A 17,304-nucleotide genomic window follows, 5' to 3' on the forward strand; every position below is an offset into this window, starting at 1 on the left:
CGCGAGCAGGCCAGAGAGTTTAACAAAACGTTGACTGACGCCCGTGTCAACGCCGGTGCCGTGCATACGAGGACTTACCCGCCAAACGGCAGGCGCATCGGCGTGAGGGACTCGGTATGCTGCTGTCATTCATCACCGCGTAGTTTTCCTGTGACCGCTGCCCATCCCGCTCCGTCCACCGCTGTGTCTGCGCCGCGCGCCCTGGTGTTCGGCGGCAGCGGGCAGATTGGCGAGCGCCTGTTGACCCGGCTGTTGAGCCGCGGCTGGCAGGTAACGGCATGGTCGCGGCAGCCGCGCGCGGCGCGCTCCGGGTTGATCTGGCGGCAAGGCGATCTGGCCGTGCCGGCCGCCGCGGGCGAGGCGTTCGAGGTGATCTTCAGCTGCGGACCGCTGGACCACTTCGCCCGCTGGTATGCCGAAAACCCGGTCGCCGCGCCGCGCATCGTGGCGTTCGGTTCGACCAGCGTGGAGGTCAAGGAGCATTCGATCGATGCGGCCGAGCGCGACGTGGCGCAACGGCTGGCGCATGCCGAACAGGCATTGTTTTCTGCGGCCATGGCGCGCGGCGCCACCGCCACCGTACTGCGCCCGACCCTGGTCTACGGTGCCGGACGCGACAAGACGCTCACCCAGATTGCCGGCCTGGCGCAGCGCACCGGCGCCTTCGTGCTGCCCGCCAATGCCACCGGTTTGCGTCAGCCAGTGCATGTGGACGATCTGGCCAGCGCGGCGCTGGCGGTGATCGGACAAGCGGCGACCCAGCAACGCAGCTACGCGGTGGGCGGCGGCGAAGTGCTGGCCTACACGCAGATGGTGGAACGGGTGCTGGAAGCGCTGCCACGGCCGGCGCGGCTCTATCAGGTGCCACCAAGCCTGTTCGGGTTTGCGCTGACTGCCGCGCAACGCCTGGGCCGCCTGCGTGGCATGAACGCGGCGGCGCTGCAACGCATGCGCGACGATCTGGTGTTCGACCTGGAGCCGGCACGTCGCGATTTCGGCTATGCCCCGCGCGCGTTCCGCCCGCTGCCCGAAGAGCTCGGTATTGGCGAGTAAGCGATTGCGCGCGCGTCCGGTCGCGGTGTTGAGCAGCGCATAGCCGGTTCGACGCGCCGACAGTCGCAGTGCTCACGCGCGACTAAAAGCGGCTAATAAACCGTAGCGAACAGTCGTCAGGTCGGTACGGACGGCGCACTCAGAACCGGAAGGTGCGCGTGGTACATGCTGCATCGAACACCGGCCGCGGCCGCCTGGCGGTGAGCCCAGTCGTTTTGTTAGCCGCTTTAAACGGGATGACAGCTGCGTGGCCTTGCATCTGCCGGGTCTGCGCGCTCACCGCACTCAGTAGCGCCAACCCAACTGCCGATACACCTTGGCCAGCACCCAGATCGGCCCGATCAGCAGATAGGTCAGATCGGTCAAAAAGCTCGGCTTGCGGCCTTCGATCTTGTGGCCGACAAATTGCGCAATCCACGCCAGTACGAACACCGACAGCGCGGTGGCGAACAATCCAGTCAGCCCGATCCGGCCTTCGATCAACCGGCACAGGCAGCCGAAGAAAAAGAAGATGCCCAGCATGCCCAACCCGAGCGGGCGCGACAGCCGGTTGTAGTACGACCATGCTGCAAACATCGACAACGCCGCCCACACGCCGCTGCTGAACCAGGTGCCGCCCACCGGAATGCACCACAGCAGCCCCACCACCGACCACAGGATTGCCGGCACGGCCACCACATGGATCAGTTGATTGGTGTCGTTGCGGTGATCATCGGAATAGCTGGCGAAATAGCGTTCGATCGGTCGCGCGGTCGCGGTGCGTTCGGTCATGTTCCCTCCCAGGAATGACTCCAAGCATACGCGTGCGAACGGCCGCAGTGGCGCTCTGCCGGCAACCGGGCCCCACCACGCCCCAATGGCGTGGGAGGCCCGGACGGCATCAGTTGACCGACACCGCACTCCAGGCGGCTGCAACCGCGCGGTACTGCGTGGAGGTGCCGCCATACAGATCGGTGGCCGCGCTCAACGTCGCCCGACGGGCTGCCGCGTAATTGGTGGAGGACGTCATGTAGACGGTGAGTGCGCGATACCAGATACGGCTGGCCGCGGCCCGGCCGATCGCCGTCAATGCGGTATTGCCGTTGCAGACCAGCCCGGCCGGGGTCACGTTGTAGCTGGTGCCCGCACCGAAACCGCTCGGCACTACCGCGCCTTCGGCCAACAAGTAGTAGAAGTGGTTGGCCACACCGGAGCTGTAATGCACGTTGAGCGAGCCGATGCCGCTGCGGTAGCAGTCCGGCGAATCGCCATCCAGGCTCGGCTTGAACATGTAGCGCAACGCCAGCGTCCCGCTGCTGTTGCCGGGGATGATTTTTTCGCCGATCAGGTAATTCCCCGGCTCGGCCGGGTTGTTGGCGTAGTACTCCACCATGCTGCCCATGATGTCGGAGGTGGCCTCGTTCAATCCGCCCGATTCGCCGGAATACACCAGCCGTGCCGAGCGGCTGGTTACGCCGTGTGTCATCTCGTGGCCTGCCACATCCACCGACACCAGCGGTGTCAGGCTGCTGCCGTCGCCATCGCCGAAGGTCATGCAGAAGCAGTCGTCCGACCAGAATGCATTGTTGTAGCGGCTTCCGTAATGCACGCGGCTGCGCGCGCCTTTGCCGTCGTTGGCGATCCCGGTACGCGCGTGGGTGTTCTTGAAGTAATCCCAGGTCAGCGCCACACCGAAGTGCGCGTCGGCAGCCACCGTCACTGCATCGCTGGTGGCGCCGTTGCCCCAGGTGTTGTCGGCATCGGTGATCAAGGTGCCGTTGCCGGAGGTGGCATTGCGCAGGTTGTAAGTGGCACCGCCACCGCGGCTCAGATCGGTCAGCTCATATCCGCTGCTGCAACGCGTGGTCGACAGCGCCACGCTGCCCGCATACAGCGAGCGCCCGGTGCCGGCCGCACTGGTGCCGCCTGCGCATGCGGTATGCACCGTGTCCCAGGATTCGAGGATGCGTTGATCCGCCGCATCGACGATGTAATGCATTTCGGTCGGCGTCTGATCGGGTTTGATACCGCTATAGATCACCTCATACACCAATCGCGGTGCGCCTTGGCGCGCGTACAGCGCAAGACTGGCGCGTGGCGTGGCAGCCTGCGGCACATCGAACTGCGCGCCAGCGACGCGCAATGCGGTGGCTGCATCGATGCCCGGCAGCAGGCTGGGACGTAGGTTGGTGTCCATGGTTTGACTCAACTGCCGCATCACCCCGCGCCGCGAATGCACCACCACATCGCCGCCGATGACCGGCAAGCCCTGATAGGTACGATCGAAGCGCACATGCTCGGTGCCATCGGCATCGACGATGCTGTCGCGTGCGATAAAGGTATCGGCCGGCGCACGATTGGCCAGCGCTGCGGCGTTGTTCCCCAGCAGCGACTGCGCACGCGATACCGCAGCAGTGGTGGATAAATCAGCAGCCGTAGCGACAGCAGAAAACGATAGCGCGCAGCAGATTGCCGCGCCCAGTACATGGAATTGCATGACGACTCTCTCCAGAAAACGTGCAATGCAAAGACCGGCGGCACCCCCCGACAGCCGGTCGCCGATGGCACCTCGGGTGCCGGCAGCTACGCTTGCACAGTCCCGAACTGGACAGTAGTAAAAATTACGGATGTATCGCGTTCTGTGCGCCCGGCCACTTTGCGCTGCGGACCGCATCGCAGAGATGTGCCTGTCCCATTGCGCGCAGAGCTCTCGTAGCCTTGCGTCCGCGCAATCTCTCTATCGTACTCAGCAGATTGCGGGGATTGATGCGCCGACATGCGGGTCGTGCGGCAGACAATCACGAGGAATGACGCGGCTGCATGAAGTCAGCAGTCAAAGACGTGAGATCTCACTTCTACCCGAGTGCATAAACCGCTGTGCAGGGAAAAGGCAGATACAAAAAAGCCGGCCATACAGGCCGGCCGGCTTTTTCGTGCGCTGCGAAAACTCAGCGGCCGCCGATGGCGACCTTTTGCTGCTCTTCGTGCGCCTGTTGCTGCTGCGACTGGCCGGCCAGCAACTGTGCGCTGGTCTGCTCCAACGGCGGGGCAGGCTGGTTCAGATCCACCGCCGCACGGAAGCCCGGCGTGGTTCCCATCACGAACGCCTTGCCGTCCTGCACCGTCACGCTTTGCAGTTTGTCTGCGCTGTCGATGCCGTTCTGCTTGGCCTGCAAGGTGATGTTGGCCGCGGTCTCGTTGGAGATCATGCCTGGCAGCTTGGTGCGAATTGCGTTGTGCAACGCATGGTCCGGATGCGATGCATCGTTGAGCGACGGACCCTTTGGCGCCGCAACCGGGGCGTCGGCCGCTTTGGCCGCAATCTGCGCCGCAGGCGCCGACAACGCCGTCCGCGTATCGCGACCGACGACACCGTCCTGCTGCAGCCCATGCTGCTTCTGGAACGCCATCACCGCCTCGCGCGTGTTGTCGCCAAAGCGGCCATCCTCGGCAAGCCGATTGCCCTGCGCATCGCGTACACCGAGGCGGTTGAGGTCCTGCTGTAGCTTGCCGACATCGCCGCTCTGCTCGCCGTGACGCAGCGTGCCATTGCCGGCCGGTGTGGCGGGCTGTGATTGGCGAGCGCCGGACTCCTGCTGATGGCCCTGATTCCAGAACGTCTCAGGACTGGTCAGCTTGCCGTTGGCATCGCGCAGTTGGTAATGCACATGCTGCGCGTACTGGCTCTTACCATCAGGGCCGCGTCCACCCATCGTGCCGATGGCATCGCCCGCGGACAGTGTCTGACCTTCTTTTACCTTGAGTGCGTCCAGGTGCAGGATCTCGTGCGAGTTACCCTGGGCATCGCGAATCTTGACGGTGCCGTAGTTGCCGCCTGCGAAGGTGACGGTCCCGGAGATCGGCGCATGCACGGTCGGATGCTGCAAATTGCGGCCTGTTTGGCCACCCTGGTAGTTGAAGTCGGTCCCGCCGTGCGGCCCGTGGCTACCGCGGTGCTCTCCATAATGACCAGTGATATGCGGATCGGTACGGCCTTGACCAGGCAGCATGCGTTCCATCGTTTGCTGAAAATTGCTGCGAGCGTCATGGCTGGGTTCGGCCTGGTGCATCGCTGGTGCCGGTGCCGGCCGATCCACGGTGTTGCCCTGGGTCTGGGCAAGACGCTGTTCTACAAACTGGGTGTAGTTGTCCAAATGGGGGGCAATCTCGCGCCGCGACAGCGCAAGGCCACCATAATCCTTGCTAGGGCCATCGTGGTGATATTTGTAGATGTAATCCTCACCCTGGCCGCGGCTGCGCGCAAGGTCGCGGTTATCGACAAAATGTTGCACCAACGCCTGCGACTGCGTTTGCACGTCGAAGCGGTTGGACGCGTTGACCCCGTAATGCGCGCCAGTGCGGTCAATGAACTGACCCAGGCCCGAGGCAGACGTCGTGCCCGCAGCGGCATCGGGATTGAAGCCTGATTCAACGCGGGCGATGGCAAGAACGTAAGCGGTCTCGCGCGCGGAAAGCCCGGCATCCCGCGAGGAATCGATCAGGCTGTCGATCACTCTGGATTGGGTCTGTGGACTGGCATCGCCCCAGCGCCGGGACTCGCCGTGCAGCCGGCCATCGGTGCTGTCGATGGGCTCGCGATAATGGCTCCAGGCTTTGATTTTGTCGCTGCTGTATCCAGCGCCGCGGGGCTGGACCATGTCGGTGTAGATCGTATCGTCGGTCATGATGTGCGTTCCTTTCTATGAGACAGATTCTTCCGTGTCGGGGGTGTTGCTCCATGTACTGCGTACTTCATTCGCCATGCACCAAATCCGTGACGGTGCATGCGCATCTCTTGTTCCAGTCAAGACTGGAACGGCAATAGCTCGGGGTGCTTCAACCCCAGCTGTTCAAGCATGTGTTCGTAGTCGTCGTTGTTCGGGCTCTGCTGGCCGTCCTGCTCGAGAAGCGGCGGGGTCGCGTGATTGAGCAGTTTCCCTGTGGCGTCGTAGAGGAAGAACCACTCGCAGAATTCGCAACCATAAGGCAGCTCGCCATACTGGACGACAGCGTAGGCGGTCCCCGTGCCATCTTCCGCACAGCCAATCCCGACGGGCGTGTACTCCGCCATCTCGGCAGGTGCCGGCAAGGTCTGGCGTTGGCCCTCGCGCTCCATGTCCACCCGCGTCTTGGTGGAAGTTGCGTCTTGTGAAGGCAGTGCGGTCAAACGCAGACGCATGCCGCGGCATTCCTTGATCATGTCGTTTTGTCCTGGTCGGACCGCTTCCGCTGAAACAGCAGGTTGGGGAGTGGGCGCCGCCGCCGCCGGCGCGCTTGGGGCACTCGTTGCGGACATCGGTTTGTCGCCGCAGGCGGACAAGCACAGCGTCGCAGCGAGCACAGGTAACAGAAACGTGTCACGTCGCATTGGTTGGCCTCCTTGGAGGTCTCATCAAAGTATCTCGCCCCTATGCCCAATCCATCGGAACGCCTGCCGGCGGCTTACGTAGCGTCGAAAGCTGCATCAACGCGCCTGTAACGTCCGCCGCGTGGGTTCTACCGGCTGCCGAGTTACAGCGACTGGTCGTCCACCTTGACCAACGTCCAGCACGGACGCTGAGCGAAATGGTAGACCTGCTGGTCGCCGGTGTTCGGTGTGCGGACCAGTACCTGGCGACCGCCAGCGTCGTCGGAGACGGCGACTTCGCGGCCGCCGTTGCGGACAGCGTCCAGGTTGGGGATGACCGGCCACTCGACCTTTGCGAGCGGGACCTCGCGCGTCACCGGTGCCGGCTCGGGCTGCGCCTCCGGGTCTAGCTGGACCATGGTGAGCGGATCGGCAGTGGCCTTCTCCTGCACAGCGATCTCTGCACTGAAGCGCTTCAAGAACGTGAAGAAGTCGGTATCCGGGCAACTTGCTGCCGGTGCCGGTGCCGGCGCGGTGGCTGACACGGTGGTCGCGGGCGTGGCGGCCGCCGGTGAGCCTGAGGCTGCCGGCGGCGCCTGTGCGGAGCAGGCCGCAAGCGCCAAGCTCAATACCAGAGCGGTCAGGGTAGTACGGTAACTAGCCAATGGGATCCTCCTGATCGTGTCGGGGCAGCATGCGCGCGGCAGGAGTCTATCGGCGGCCCGGTTGTAGTGTGTGAAGATCCTGCAGTCGGAGCGTCGGCGCTAGTGAAGAGGCTGCGCAGCCGCGAGCGCGCAGCCGTGGTTTCGAGGGATGCGGCCGTTCCGATACGGCACGCAGGCTCCGCTGATCGAACCAGTGTGTCACCGGGACCATCTGTCGGCGCACGTGCGCATTGCGCTCCTCTTAGCATCCCCGATGTGCGAAACGTAACTTAGAGCGGCTGACAAAACTCCTGTGCTTATCGCCAGGCGAGCGTGGCCGGTGCTCAGTGCAGCGTGTACCACGCGTACATGCCGGTTTTGAGCGCGCCGTCCACACCCGCCTGACGACGACTCGCTACGTTTTATAAACCGCCCTAAATCCCGTTCGAAAAAACGTCCAGCGCATCTGCATCGACCCAGCCCTGTGCACAGTCGCCGACATAGCGGCCCTGCGCAGCGGGCCGACAGGCCGTGCCGCCCGTTGGCTTCAAACGTTTGATCGGCCTGTCGCCATACGTTTCACACAGCGTCGCGTTCTTGCACGCAGCGACACTGCTCGCCGGGATTGCGATCACGTAGTAATAGCGCGGATTCTGCCCGGTGCGGGCGATGCCCTGGACGCAGACGAGTTGACCTTGCGTCAGGCGAGCAGTGGCGGTTGCGGTGCTGCCTGTGGCTGGCACGGTATCAAGTATGTCTGCGCCCGTTGCACGTGCGACGCCTGCGAAGAATCCTGTGTCACCGCACTCCGGTAGCAGCTCCACATCGTAAAAATCGCCCGCATCGATATTGCCTGCCGTGCAGCCTGTTCCGGAGAATGGATTGGCACACGTCACGCCACTGGCCTTGATCACCGCTGCGAATGGCTGACCGACAGCAGTAACCGCTGCAGGTGCTGCCGTTAAGGCGCGTGCTGCGGCCTGCGTAGCAATTGGCTCGCCAGCGCTGCATGCCATCGCTGCGAACAACAGCGCAGGCAGCACGACTCGAGACAATGGCGTGAGGCGATTAGTTGAAGAGCGCGACATCGTCAAAACCTGGCTGCTGGGTGTGAAAACTGCTGAAACAGTTCGCTGGGAGAAGTCTCGCACATCATCAAATGCGCGCATTGCCCTGTTTCATGCGCGCATTATCGATCGATGCGTTACCGGCATCTCCAGTGCCGACAGCGATGATCGGCGACCGCAAAAACTAAAGCCCCGCACTCGGGGCTTTAACTCATCAATCAACCGAAATATTGGCCAGCCGCTGCAGCGCTTCGGCGTATTTGGCGCGTGTGCGGTCGATGACGTCGGCCGGCAGGCTCGGGCCCGGTGCGGTCTTGCCCCAGTCCAGCGTCTCCAGATAATCGCGCACAAACTGCTTGTCGTAGCTTGGCGGGCTGGTGCCCACTTCGTACTGATCGGCCGGCCAGTAGCGCGACGAATCCGGGGTCAGCATCTCGTCCATGATGTACAGGCGGCCATCGGCGTCGGTGCCGAATTCGAACTTGGTGTCGGCCAGCAAAATGCCGCGTTCCGCGGCAAAATCCGCGGCAAAGCGGTAGATGCGCAAGGTGGCATCGCGGACGCGTTCGGCCAGTTCGGCGCCGACGGTCTTGACCATCGCATCGAAGTCGATGTTTTCGTCATGGTCGCCCACGGCGGCCTTGGTCGACGGGGTAAAGATCGGTTCGGGCAGTTTCTCGGCCTGGCGCAGGCCGTCGGGCAATTCGATGCCGCTGACCTTGCCGGTGCGCTGATAGTCCTTCCAGCCGCTACCGATCAGATAGCCGCGGGCGATCGCTTCCACCGGCACCGGCTTGAGCTTGCGTGTGACCACCGCACGTTTGGCGTACAGCGCCGGGTCCACGCCCTCGGGCAGCACCTGCTCCACCGCGATGTTGACCAGGTGGTTGGGCATCAGGTGTTCGGTCTTGTGGAACCAGAAATTGGAGACCTGGCACAGCATCTCGCCCTTGCCGGGAATCGGGTCCGGCAACACCACATCGAACGCGGACAGGCGGTCGGTGGCCACCATCAACAGATAGTCGCCGGGCGGCGCGTTGGCGGGCAGGCGGTCGCGGGGGATATCGAAGACATCGCGGACCTTGCCACGATGACGCAACGGCAGGCCGGGCAGATCGGATTGCAACAGCGTGGTCGACACAGGCACTCCTAAGGACGTCGCTATGACGCTGTCCCCGGGACCCGGCGGGCCCGCGGGTGGGCAGCGGGCCGCGTAGTGTACGGCGCTTCGGCGCGCCCCGCTGGATTTATTGGCGGCTGCCGTGCACCGGTTGTGGACGGCCCGTCAGCCAGGCCAGGCGGGCGTTCGGGTAAGATCGCCAGCCCGCCTTGCCACCCCCCATTGCTCATGTCCTGGTACGGAAAATTGCTCGGCGCATTGGCCGGCGCCTTGCTGTTCCGCGGCGCGCCATTCGTGGGGCTGATGATCGGCCTGGCCATCGGGCACGCGGTGGATGCCGGCTGGTTCAAGCGGCGCGCGGAAAACCCGTACGAAGCCCTGGGACTGGAGCCGGACGCGACCACGGCCGAGATCGATCTGGCCTATCGCCGGCTGATGTCGCGCTATCACCCGGACAAGGTGATCAACGCCGAGCCGGAGGCGCGCCGCCAGGCAGAGAAAAAAGCCAGTCAGATCAACGCCGCGTACGACCGGATCCAGCGGCTGCGCAAGCGCTGAGTGGCAGAGGTGAACGCATTGCGCGTTCAACAGGTCGTAGCAAGCAGGGCCGCTGCCCATCCCAAATAGAAACAGCGCCACCCAGGCCGAGCCCAGGGGGCGCTGCCGTCAGCCCTGTATCAGAAGCGATACGTCGCCGTCAGCCGCACTGCATTGGTCGAAAAGTCGGTGTCGGTGCGACGCAGGTCGGTACCGGCCGGATTGACCCGCAGGAACGGGTTGGTGGCAGGCGCGGTGCCTGGACCGACGCGCACGCGGGTGTCTTCGTCCTGCAGGCGGGTGAACAGATATTCCACACCCACCGAGACATGGTCGCTCAAACGACGCTGCAGGCCCACGCCAGCCTGGTAGCCATCGGCGCTGTCGCCGCCGCTGCCGGTGAAGCTGTTGGCGGTGTTGCTGCTGGCAAAGCTATGGTCGAACTCGCCGCGCGCCACGCCGGCGGTGAAGTACGCCAGGTAATCGCCCTGCGCGCCGAATGCATAGCCGATCCGGCCGCGCAGCGCGGCGGTGCGGTTGAGCTGGCGGGTGAAGGTGTACAGCGCAGGCGTGGTGCTGAAGGCGCTGACGCTGTCGCGGATGTCGTTGCGGGTGTATTCGGCCACCACGCCATAGACCCAGTTGCCGGCCTGCCAGTCGTAGCCCAGCCGCGCACCGTATTCGGCGCCGCCCTTGTCCTTGCTGCAGCCGCTGGCTGGCGTGCGCCCGGCCGCCGCGCCGCCGCAGAAGCCCGGCGAGAACGCGTCGGCGCCGGTGGCGGTGCTGACCTGGTCGCCGTCGCGGCCATCCAGGTTGGTATCGAAGCCGAAACGGCCGCCTGACACGCCGGCAGGATCGGCACCGCCCACATTGGCGCCAATGGAGAAGCCGGACCAGTCGGCCGGGCCGGTTTGCGCCCAGGCGGACGGAGCGAGGGCCAGCAACACGATGGCGGCGGAGGCGAGCGGGGTGGTTTTCATGGAGTCTCCTCAAATCGGGCGCATTGCGCCGGTCAAGTGCATACGCAGTTGGGCCCGCCACGGATGCACGCCTTTCCTCGTCGGGCAGGGGTTGCGACAATGGGGTTTCCGTCTTCCTACGAGCTGCCCATGCAATCGACGGCGATCGCCCCGTCCATCCTGTCCGCCGATTTCGCCCGTCTTGGCGAAGAAGTGAACAACGTCCTCAAGGCTGGCGCCGACTGGGTGCACTTCGACGTGATGGACAATCATTACGTGCCCAATCTGACCATCGGCCCGATGGTGTGCCAGGCGCTGCGCAAGCACGGCATCACCGCGCCGATCGACGTGCACCTGATGGTCGAGCCGGTGGATCGCATCGTGCCGGACTTCGCCGAGGCCGGCGCCACCACCATCAGCTTCCACCCCGAAGCCAGCCGCCACGTGCACCGCACCATCCAGTTGATCAAATCGCACGGCTGCCAGGCCGGGCTGGTGCTCAATCCGGCCACCCCGGTGGATATTCTCGATTGGGTGCTGCCGGAGCTGGACTTGGTGCTGGTGATGTCGGTCAACCCCGGCTTCGGCGGGCAGGCATTCATTCCGTCGGCACTGGATAAATTGCGTGCCATCCGCCGCAAGATCGACGCACTGGGCAAGCCGATCCGCCTGGAAATCGATGGCGGGGTCAAGGTCGATAATATCGGCGCGATTGCCGCCGCCGGCGCCGATACTTTCGTGGCCGGCTCGGCGATCTTCAATGCGCCCGACTATGCCGATGTGATCGCGCAGATGCGCGCAGCGGTGGATGCGGTGCGATGAGTGCGACCACGCTGCAGATCCGCAGCGCCACGCCCGATGACGTACCGCTGCTGCATGCGTTGATCACCGCACTGGCGGTGTACGAGCGCGAGCCCGATGCGGTCAAGGCCAGCCCCGACGATCTGCGTGCCAGCCTGTTCGCCGAGGGCGCCACCGCACATGCGCTGATCTGCGAGCACGATGGCCAGGCACTGGGATTTGCGGTGTATTTTTTCAATTACTCGACCTGGCTGGGCCGCAACGGCCTGTATCTGGAAGACCTGTTCGTGCGCCCGGAAGCGCGCGGCAAGGGCGCCGGTCTGGCGCTGCTGCGGCATCTGGCGCAGCTGGCGGTGCAGCGTGGCTGCGGGCGCTTCGAATGGTCGGTGCTGGACTGGAATCAACCGGCAATCGACTTCTACCAAGCCGTCGGCGCCCGCCCGATGGAAGGCTGGACGGTATACCGGCTCGATGGCGAGCGCCTGGCCGCATTTGCCGCAGGCGGTTAAGAGCGGCTGACAGATCGTCGCGAGCAGTCGACAGCTGGATGTGGACGGCGCATTCAGAGCCGGAATGTGCGCGTGGTCGGTGCCGTCCCGCGCAATGCCAACTCCGCCTGACGCTGAGCGCAGTCGTCTTGCTTGGCCGCTCCAGGCCCGGCATCGCACACAAAAGGAAGGCCGCTCCACCCGGAGCGGCCTTCAAGAAAATTGGAGGCTGATCCTGCCTCCGCCCGTCGTCCCTGCTATGGACTTCTACTCTCCGGGTCATCGATGACATGCCAATGACAGCCCGGTGGCATTACGTATTCACGATCCACCCATTGGCGCGCTGCTAGCCTGCGTGCACCACTCTCACAGCATCGGCAGCGCGCATGGCCCCGTCCCACTGGCGTCTGATCCTCAACGGCAAGTCCACCGATAATCTGGACCTGCGTGAGGCGGTGGGGGAGTTGCGCAAACGCGGCGTCCGGCTCGAGGTACGCGTTACCTGGGAAGAGGGCGACGCCGAGCGCTATGTCGCCGAAGCGGTCGCCGATGGCGTGCACACGGTGGTGGCGGCTGGCGGCGATGGCACCTTGAGCGAGGTGGCCGCCGCGCTCGCGCACCACGACGGCGATGCCGCCAGCCTGCCATCGCTGGGCTTGGTCCCGTTGGGTACCGCCAATGATTTCGCCACGGCCGCCAACATCCCGATCGAGCCGCTCGATGCGCTGAGCCTGATTGCCGAGCGCCCCGCCCAAGCGATCGATCTGCTGCGCCTGGACACCCCACACGGCCCCCACTGGTGCGCGAATGTCGCCAGCGGCGGCTTCGGTACCCAGGTCACCGTGGAAACCGACGACGGCCTCAAAAAAATGCTCGGTGGCCTGGCCTACCTGATCACCGGCATGTCGCGGCTGGGCCGGATCGACCCAATCAGTGCCCGCTTTTCAGGTCCGGATTTCAGCTGGGAAGGCGAGTTCATCGCACTCGGTCTGGGCAATGGCCGTCAGGCCGGCGGCGGCCAGGCGCTGTGCCCGGAAGCGGTGATCGACGATGGCCTGCTCGACGTCACCATCGTGCCCGCGCTCAATGGCGAGGTCGCCGCCACGCTCGGGACCCTGGTCACCAGCGGCAAGCAGGCGGCGTTGGAACGCGTCGCCGTCCGCGCGCGGCTGCCATGGTTGGAAATCGTCTCGCATCAACCGCTCACGTTGAACCTGGATGGCGAACCGGAAACCTCGCTGCATTTCCATATCGACTGCGTCCCGGCGCGGCTGCGGATGCATTTGCCGGTGGATTGCCCGTTGCTGAGCGCGTGAGCGCTGGGGTTGGGAAGTCGGGAGTCCGGATTGGGGATTGTGGATTGGGAAGTCGAACGCAGGATTTGGAAAACCTGATCCTGCAGTGCGCACCGCTCAGAGCCCCTCTCCCCCCGGGAGAGGGGTTGGGGTGAGGGTCCCTGCGCCAACACTGATGCCGACACCAGAGGTACCTCGCCCTGCGACGGCCCAGGGCAATGGCTGCCCACAGCGCAACAGGCGTGCAACGACCTGCAGTGCGCACCGCTCAAAGCCCCTCTCCCCCCGGGAGAGGGGCTGGGGTGAAGGTCCCTGCGCCGACACCGATGCCGACACTACTAGAGGCACCTCGCCCTGCGACGGCTCAGGACAGTGGCTGCCAACAGCGCAACAGGCGCACAACGACAGGCTCGCGTTGCCCGGAAGAGATATCGGTCCGAGTTGACAGACTCTGCCCGACAACACCCAAACCAACCCAAAGCGCCTTCGCAATTCGCACCGCATCCGCCCGCGCACCTGCTGCCCTGAAGCGGCACTTGCGCTACAGTAGCCACGTGTCCCGCCTGACGACCCCACGCTCCTTCTCTTCCGCTCGCCGCTGGTGGCGATGGTGGCCCGTTGCCGTCGTCCGCCCCGCCACAGAGTCCCGGAAGGAAAGTCGTCTTGATCACTGCAGAGCAGTTCCAGCGCCAAGCCGCTGAAGGTCACACCCGTATCCCCGTTGTCCGCGAAGTGCTGTCCGACCTGGACACGCCGCTCTCGGTCTATCTGAAGCTCGCCGACGGCGCTTACACCTATCTGTTCGAATCGGTCGAAGGCGGTGAGCGCTTCGGTCGCTATTCCATCATCGGCCTGCCGGCGCGGCGCGTGTACAGCTTCCGCGGCCACACGCTGGAAGTCAGCGAACACGGCGAAGTCATCGACACCCGCAACGTCGTCGACCCCTTGGCCGAAGTCGACGCGCTGCGTGCCGAGCATTCGGTGCCGCAACTCGATGGCCTGCCCGGCTTCACCGGCGGGCTGGTCGGCTGGTTCGGCTTCGAGTGCATCCAGTACATCGAGCCGCGCCTGGGTAGTGGCGACAAGCCCGACGAACTGGGCACGCCCGACATCCTGCTGATGCTCTCCGAAGAGCTGGCGGTGTTCGACAATCTCAAGGGCCGGCTGTATCTGATCGTGCATGCCGACCCGCGTCAGCCGCAGGCGTATGTGCGCGCAAACCGCCGACTGGACGAGCTGGCGCATCGCCTGCGTCAGGGCGGCGCCGGGTATCCGCAGGCGCAGATCTCCGATGCCATCGACGAATCGGATTTCCATTCCTCGTTCACCCGCGAGGAGTACCACGCAGTGGTGCGCAAGGCGCAGGAATACGTGCGCGCCGGCGATATCTTCCAGGTGGTGCCATCGCAGCGGTTGCGCGTGCCATTTCGTGCGCGCCCGGTGGATGTGTATCGCGCGCTGCGTGCGCTCAATCCCTCACCGTACATGTATTTTCTGGATGTCGGCGGCACCCAAGTCGTCGGCTCGTCGCCAGAAATCCTGGCGCGGCTGCGCGATGGCGTGGTCACCGTGCGCCCGATCGCCGGCACCCGCCCGCGTGGCGCAACGCCGGAGCTGGACAAGGCGCTGGAAGAAGAATTGCTGGCCGACCCGAAAGAGCGCGCCGAGCACGTGATGCTGATCGACCTGGGTCGCAACGATGTCGGCCGCGTTGCCGAACCGGGCACGGTCAAGGTGGGTGAGCAGTTCGTCATCGAACGCTATAGCCATGTCATGCACATCGTCAGCGAGGTCACCGGCACGCTCAAGGCCGGCCTCAATTACAGCGACGTGCTGCGCGCCACGTTCCCCGCCGGTACCGTTAGCGGCGCGCCGAAAATTCGTGCGCTGGAAATCATTCGCGAGCTGGAGCCGGTCAAGCGCAACGTCTACTCCGGTGCAGTTGGCTACATCGGCTGGCACGGCGATGCCGACACTGCCATCGCCATCCGCACCGCGGTCATCCAGGACGGCTATCTGTATGTGCAGGCCGGCGGCGGCGTGGTCTACGACTCCGACCCCGACCTGGAATGGCAGGAGACGATGAACAAGGGGCGTGCGCTGTTTCGCGCCGTCGCCCAGGCCGCAAAGGGGCTGTGATGGACGGGCAGGGCAGCGCCGCGCGCATCAGCTTCCGCAACGATTACAGCGAAGGCGCGCATCCGCGTGTCTTGCAGGCGTTGGTGCAAGCCAGTGCCGAGCAGAATGGCGGCTATGGCACCGATCGGCATAGCGAACGTGCTGCGGCATTGATTCGCACTGCCATCGCGCAACCGCAGGCTGCCGTGCAGTTGCTGGTAGGCGGCACGCAGACCAACCTGATTGCGATCAGTGCGTTTTTGCGCCCGCATCAGGCAGTGATTGCGGTCGAAGCGGGGCATATCGCCACGCACGAAACCGGCGCCATCGAAGCGACCGGGCACAAGGTGCTCACGGTGCCGGCGCTGCACGACAAGCTGACACCGGCATTGATCGCGCCAGTGCTGGAGGTGCACAGCAACGAGCACATGGTGCAGCCGCGGCTGGTCTACATTTCCAATAGCACCGAAAGCGGCACTATCTATACGCGCGCCGAACTCGATGCACTGTCGCGCTTTTGTCGCGCGCACGATCTGCTGCTGTATCTCGACGGCGCGCGGCTAGGTGCGGCGCTCACCGCCAACGGCAACGATCTGGATCTGCCGACGATTGCCGCGCTCACCGATGCGTTCTATATCGGCGGCACCAAGAACGGTGCGCTGCTCGGCGAAGCCTTGGTCGTGATCAACCCTGCCTTGCAGGCCGATCTGCGCTATCTGATCAAGCAACGCGGTGCGTTGCTTGCCAAGGGCATGGTGCTCGGCGCGCAGTTCGCCACCTTGTTCGAGGATGGCTTGTTCTTCGCACTGGCCGCGCACGCCAACGCCATGGCGCAGCGTCTGCGCGCCGGTCTGCTGGCAGCAGGCGTGGAATTCACCAGCGACTCGCCAACCAATCAACAATTCATCGCCGTCACCGCGCAGCAGGCCGAGCAACTCGCGCAGCGCTACGACTTCGAACGCTGGGAAACGCGCGACGATGGGCGGCTAGTCATTCGCTTCGTGACCTCATGGGCGACCACGGCCGATGCAGTCGATCGGTTGTGTGCGGATGTTGCTGCGCTTCTTCCACTCCCGGTGCACCTGCCTTACCACTCTCAAGGATGAAACGATGAGAACGACGAAGCGAGTGACCAGTTGGATTTTCGCAAGCCTTCTCGCCCTGCCGTTCGTGGCAGCCGCCCAGATCAATACGCTACCGTCGCAACCACACCTACTGGTGAAGGGAGAGGCCAAGCGCGAGGTGATGCCCGATCGGTTCTCGCTGAGCGTCAACCTGCGCGCGGTCGATTTGCAGCCGGAAGCTGCCAGAAAGCGTGTCCAGGCATCTGCAGAGCACATCTTGACCGCGCTGAAGAGGCATCACGTGCTTAAGGACAGCATCGAAGCCTCATCGCTGCAGATCCAGCCTACCTATAAATACTCGCAGCAAGGCGGACGTGATTTCGAGGGAACTGAGGTCAAGCGCGGTATCGGTGGCAGCTTTCAGTCGCTGGAGGATGTTCGCCAATTCCTGAGCGAAATAAAAACCAGTAGCGAGATGGAACTGTCTGGTATCAAGACCTCTTACAGCAAGGAAGATCAGCTGCGAGCGCAACTCAAGCACCAAGCTGCCGAACAATCGCGTGCTTCTGCCGCCGAACTCGCGAAGGCGTATGGAGTCAGTCTTCGTGGCCTTTATACGATTTCCGATGTCGCGCCGAAATTTTCCTATGGAGTCGAAGCTGGCGATTGGCCGGTCCAGGTATCGCTAGTGTCCGGGCCGCCGTTGCCTCCAGCACCAGCTGCCGACGCTGGAGCTACCGTTGATTCGCTGGAGGCGGGTTCGCTCACGATTTCCGAAAACATCTATGCGGTCTTCCTGATCGCGCAATGAGTCCCTTGCCATGCTGCTGAT

At 64.1% G+C, this 17,304-nt stretch carries 16 protein-coding genes and 3 other RNA genes; 9 read left to right on the plus strand and 10 right to left on the minus strand.

Annotated elements, in window-relative coordinates; translation table 11 throughout:
- The first annotated feature begins 150 nt into the window (after positions 1-150).
- Positions 151-1,053, plus strand: a complete 903-nt coding sequence (locus tag ABQU90_RS12490) for an NAD-dependent epimerase/dehydratase family protein (RefSeq protein WP_323522780.1) — start codon at positions 151-153, stop codon at positions 1,051-1,053.
- A gap of 90 nt (positions 1,054-1,143) precedes the next feature.
- Here ABQU90_RS12490 and ABQU90_RS12495 read toward each other — a convergent pair.
- The 6 genes from ABQU90_RS12495 to ABQU90_RS12520 all read right to left on the minus strand — a co-directional run bounded on the left by ABQU90_RS12495 (position 1,144) and on the right by ABQU90_RS12520 (position 7,044).
- Positions 1,144-1,220, minus strand: a non-coding RNA gene (locus ABQU90_RS12495) — sX9 sRNA.
- Between the two features lie 118 nt (positions 1,221-1,338).
- Complete coding sequence (locus ABQU90_RS12500) at positions 1,339-1,824, minus strand: Mpo1 family 2-hydroxy fatty acid dioxygenase (RefSeq protein ID WP_115512754.1); 486 nt, start codon at positions 1,822-1,824, stop codon at positions 1,339-1,341.
- A 109-nt stretch (positions 1,825-1,933) separates the two neighbouring features.
- A complete protein-coding gene (locus ABQU90_RS12505) occupies positions 1,934-3,529 on the minus strand; it encodes a M4 family metallopeptidase (RefSeq protein WP_323522781.1) in 1,596 nt (531 codons plus the stop codon).
- Positions 3,530-3,980: 451 nt separating this feature from the next.
- Positions 3,981-5,717 carry a peptidoglycan-binding protein gene (locus ABQU90_RS12510; protein ID WP_323522782.1) on the minus strand — a complete coding sequence of 579 codons (1,737 nt, stop codon included), beginning with the start codon at positions 5,715-5,717 and terminating at the stop codon, positions 3,981-3,983.
- A gap of 119 nt (positions 5,718-5,836) precedes the next feature.
- Entirely contained in the window at positions 5,837-6,232 is a 396-nt protein-coding gene (locus tag ABQU90_RS12515; RefSeq protein WP_349780861.1) for a hypothetical protein, read from the minus strand.
- 311 nt (positions 6,233-6,543) lie between these two features.
- Positions 6,544-7,044, minus strand: coding sequence for a hypothetical protein (locus ABQU90_RS12520; RefSeq protein WP_323522784.1), 501 nt, complete (start codon positions 7,042-7,044; stop codon positions 6,544-6,546).
- Positions 7,045-7,377: 333 nt separating this feature from the next.
- Here ABQU90_RS12520 and ABQU90_RS12525 point away from each other — a divergent pair.
- Positions 7,378-7,454, plus strand: a non-coding RNA gene (locus tag ABQU90_RS12525) — sX9 sRNA.
- Between the two features lie 3 nt (positions 7,455-7,457).
- Here ABQU90_RS12525 and ABQU90_RS12530 read toward each other — a convergent pair.
- Both ABQU90_RS12530 and ABQU90_RS12535 read right to left on the minus strand, forming a co-directional pair.
- Positions 7,458-8,192 (minus strand): hypothetical protein, encoded by a 735-nt coding sequence (locus ABQU90_RS12530; RefSeq protein WP_407078727.1) that lies wholly within the window; start codon positions 8,190-8,192, stop codon positions 7,458-7,460.
- Positions 8,193-8,304: 112 nt separating this feature from the next.
- The gene (locus ABQU90_RS12535) at positions 8,305-9,231 is read right to left on the minus strand and encodes a phosphoribosylaminoimidazolesuccinocarboxamide synthase (RefSeq protein WP_055853256.1); all 927 of its coding nucleotides are present in this window, start codon (positions 9,229-9,231) and stop codon (positions 8,305-8,307) included.
- A gap of 207 nt (positions 9,232-9,438) precedes the next feature.
- On the opposite strand from ABQU90_RS12535, the gene ABQU90_RS12540 reads away from it, so the two are divergent.
- Positions 9,439-9,768 (plus strand): J domain-containing protein, encoded by a 330-nt coding sequence (locus ABQU90_RS12540; protein ID WP_055853254.1) that lies wholly within the window; start codon positions 9,439-9,441, stop codon positions 9,766-9,768.
- 119 nt (positions 9,769-9,887) lie between these two features.
- Here ABQU90_RS12540 and ABQU90_RS12545 read toward each other — a convergent pair whose 3' ends face one another.
- Positions 9,888-10,727 (minus strand): outer membrane protein, encoded by an 840-nt coding sequence (locus ABQU90_RS12545; protein ID WP_323514485.1) that lies wholly within the window; start codon positions 10,725-10,727, stop codon positions 9,888-9,890.
- A 129-nt stretch (positions 10,728-10,856) separates the two neighbouring features.
- Here ABQU90_RS12545 and rpe point away from each other — a divergent pair, with 129 nt between their 5' ends.
- Positions 10,857-11,528, plus strand: a complete 672-nt coding sequence (gene rpe, locus ABQU90_RS12550) for a ribulose-phosphate 3-epimerase (protein WP_323522785.1) — start codon at positions 10,857-10,859, stop codon at positions 11,526-11,528.
- Positions 11,525-12,016: a GNAT family N-acetyltransferase gene (locus ABQU90_RS12555; protein WP_323522786.1), complete on the plus strand. Its 492-nt coding sequence runs from the start codon at positions 11,525-11,527 to the stop codon at positions 12,014-12,016. Before rpe ends, ABQU90_RS12555 begins: the two co-directional genes overlap by 4 nt.
- Before the next feature lie 4 nt (positions 12,017-12,020).
- On the opposite strand, the gene ABQU90_RS12560 is transcribed toward ABQU90_RS12555, so the two are convergent.
- Positions 12,021-12,093: non-coding RNA, sX9 sRNA (locus ABQU90_RS12560), on the minus strand.
- Positions 12,094-12,381: 288 nt separating this feature from the next.
- Between ABQU90_RS12560 and yegS the strand changes: the two genes are divergently transcribed.
- The 4 genes from yegS to ABQU90_RS12580 all read left to right on the plus strand — a co-directional run bounded on the left by yegS (position 12,382) and on the right by ABQU90_RS12580 (position 17,283).
- The gene (gene yegS / locus ABQU90_RS12565; RefSeq protein WP_055853249.1) at positions 12,382-13,311 is read left to right on the plus strand and encodes a lipid kinase YegS; all 930 of its coding nucleotides are present in this window, start codon (positions 12,382-12,384) and stop codon (positions 13,309-13,311) included.
- 642 nt (positions 13,312-13,953) lie between these two features.
- Positions 13,954-15,429, plus strand: coding sequence for an anthranilate synthase component I (gene trpE / locus ABQU90_RS12570; protein ID WP_115512744.1), 1,476 nt, complete (start codon positions 13,954-13,956; stop codon positions 15,427-15,429).
- Positions 15,429-16,514, plus strand: coding sequence for a threonine aldolase family protein (locus ABQU90_RS12575; RefSeq protein WP_323522787.1), 1,086 nt, complete (start codon positions 15,429-15,431; stop codon positions 16,512-16,514). The genes trpE and ABQU90_RS12575 overlap by 1 nt, the downstream gene beginning before the upstream one ends.
- Positions 16,515-16,518: 4 nt before the next feature.
- Positions 16,519-17,283, plus strand: a complete 765-nt coding sequence (locus ABQU90_RS12580) for an SIMPL domain-containing protein (RefSeq protein ID WP_323522788.1) — start codon at positions 16,519-16,521, stop codon at positions 17,281-17,283.
- Positions 17,284-17,304 lie beyond the last annotated feature (21 nt).

Source organism: Xanthomonas sp. WHRI 10207 (assembly GCF_040202975.1).
Classification (GTDB): Bacteria; Pseudomonadota; Gammaproteobacteria; order Xanthomonadales; family Xanthomonadaceae; genus Xanthomonas.

Coding starts and splice junctions, on each gene's coding strand:
- ABQU90_RS12510 (WP_323522782.1), bottom strand. CDS start 5,717: ATGACCGACGATACGATCTACACCGACATGGTCCAGCCCCGCGGCGCT.
- rpe (WP_323522785.1), top strand. CDS start 10,857: ATGCAATCGACGGCGATCGCCCCGTCCATCCTGTCCGCCGATTTCGCC.
- ABQU90_RS12505 (WP_323522781.1), bottom strand. CDS start 3,529: ATGCAATTCCATGTACTGGGCGCGGCAATCTGCTGCGCGCTATCGTTT.
- ABQU90_RS12575 (WP_323522787.1), top strand. CDS start 15,429: ATGGACGGGCAGGGCAGCGCCGCGCGCATCAGCTTCCGCAACGATTAC.
- ABQU90_RS12515 (WP_349780861.1), bottom strand. CDS start 6,232: ATGATCAAGGAATGCCGCGGCATGCGTCTGCGTTTGACCGCACTGCCT.
- ABQU90_RS12530 (WP_407078727.1), bottom strand. CDS start 8,192: ATGCGCGCATTTGATGATGTGCGAGACTTCTCCCAGCGAACTGTTTCA.
- ABQU90_RS12540 (WP_055853254.1), top strand. CDS start 9,439: ATGTCCTGGTACGGAAAATTGCTCGGCGCATTGGCCGGCGCCTTGCTG.
- ABQU90_RS12545 (WP_323514485.1), bottom strand. CDS start 10,727: ATGAAAACCACCCCGCTCGCCTCCGCCGCCATCGTGTTGCTGGCCCTC.
- ABQU90_RS12555 (WP_323522786.1), top strand. CDS start 11,525: ATGAGTGCGACCACGCTGCAGATCCGCAGCGCCACGCCCGATGACGTA.
- ABQU90_RS12580 (WP_323522788.1), top strand. CDS start 16,519: ATGAGAACGACGAAGCGAGTGACCAGTTGGATTTTCGCAAGCCTTCTC.
- yegS (WP_055853249.1), top strand. CDS start 12,382: ATGGCCCCGTCCCACTGGCGTCTGATCCTCAACGGCAAGTCCACCGAT.
- ABQU90_RS12500 (WP_115512754.1), bottom strand. CDS start 1,824: ATGACCGAACGCACCGCGACCGCGCGACCGATCGAACGCTATTTCGCC.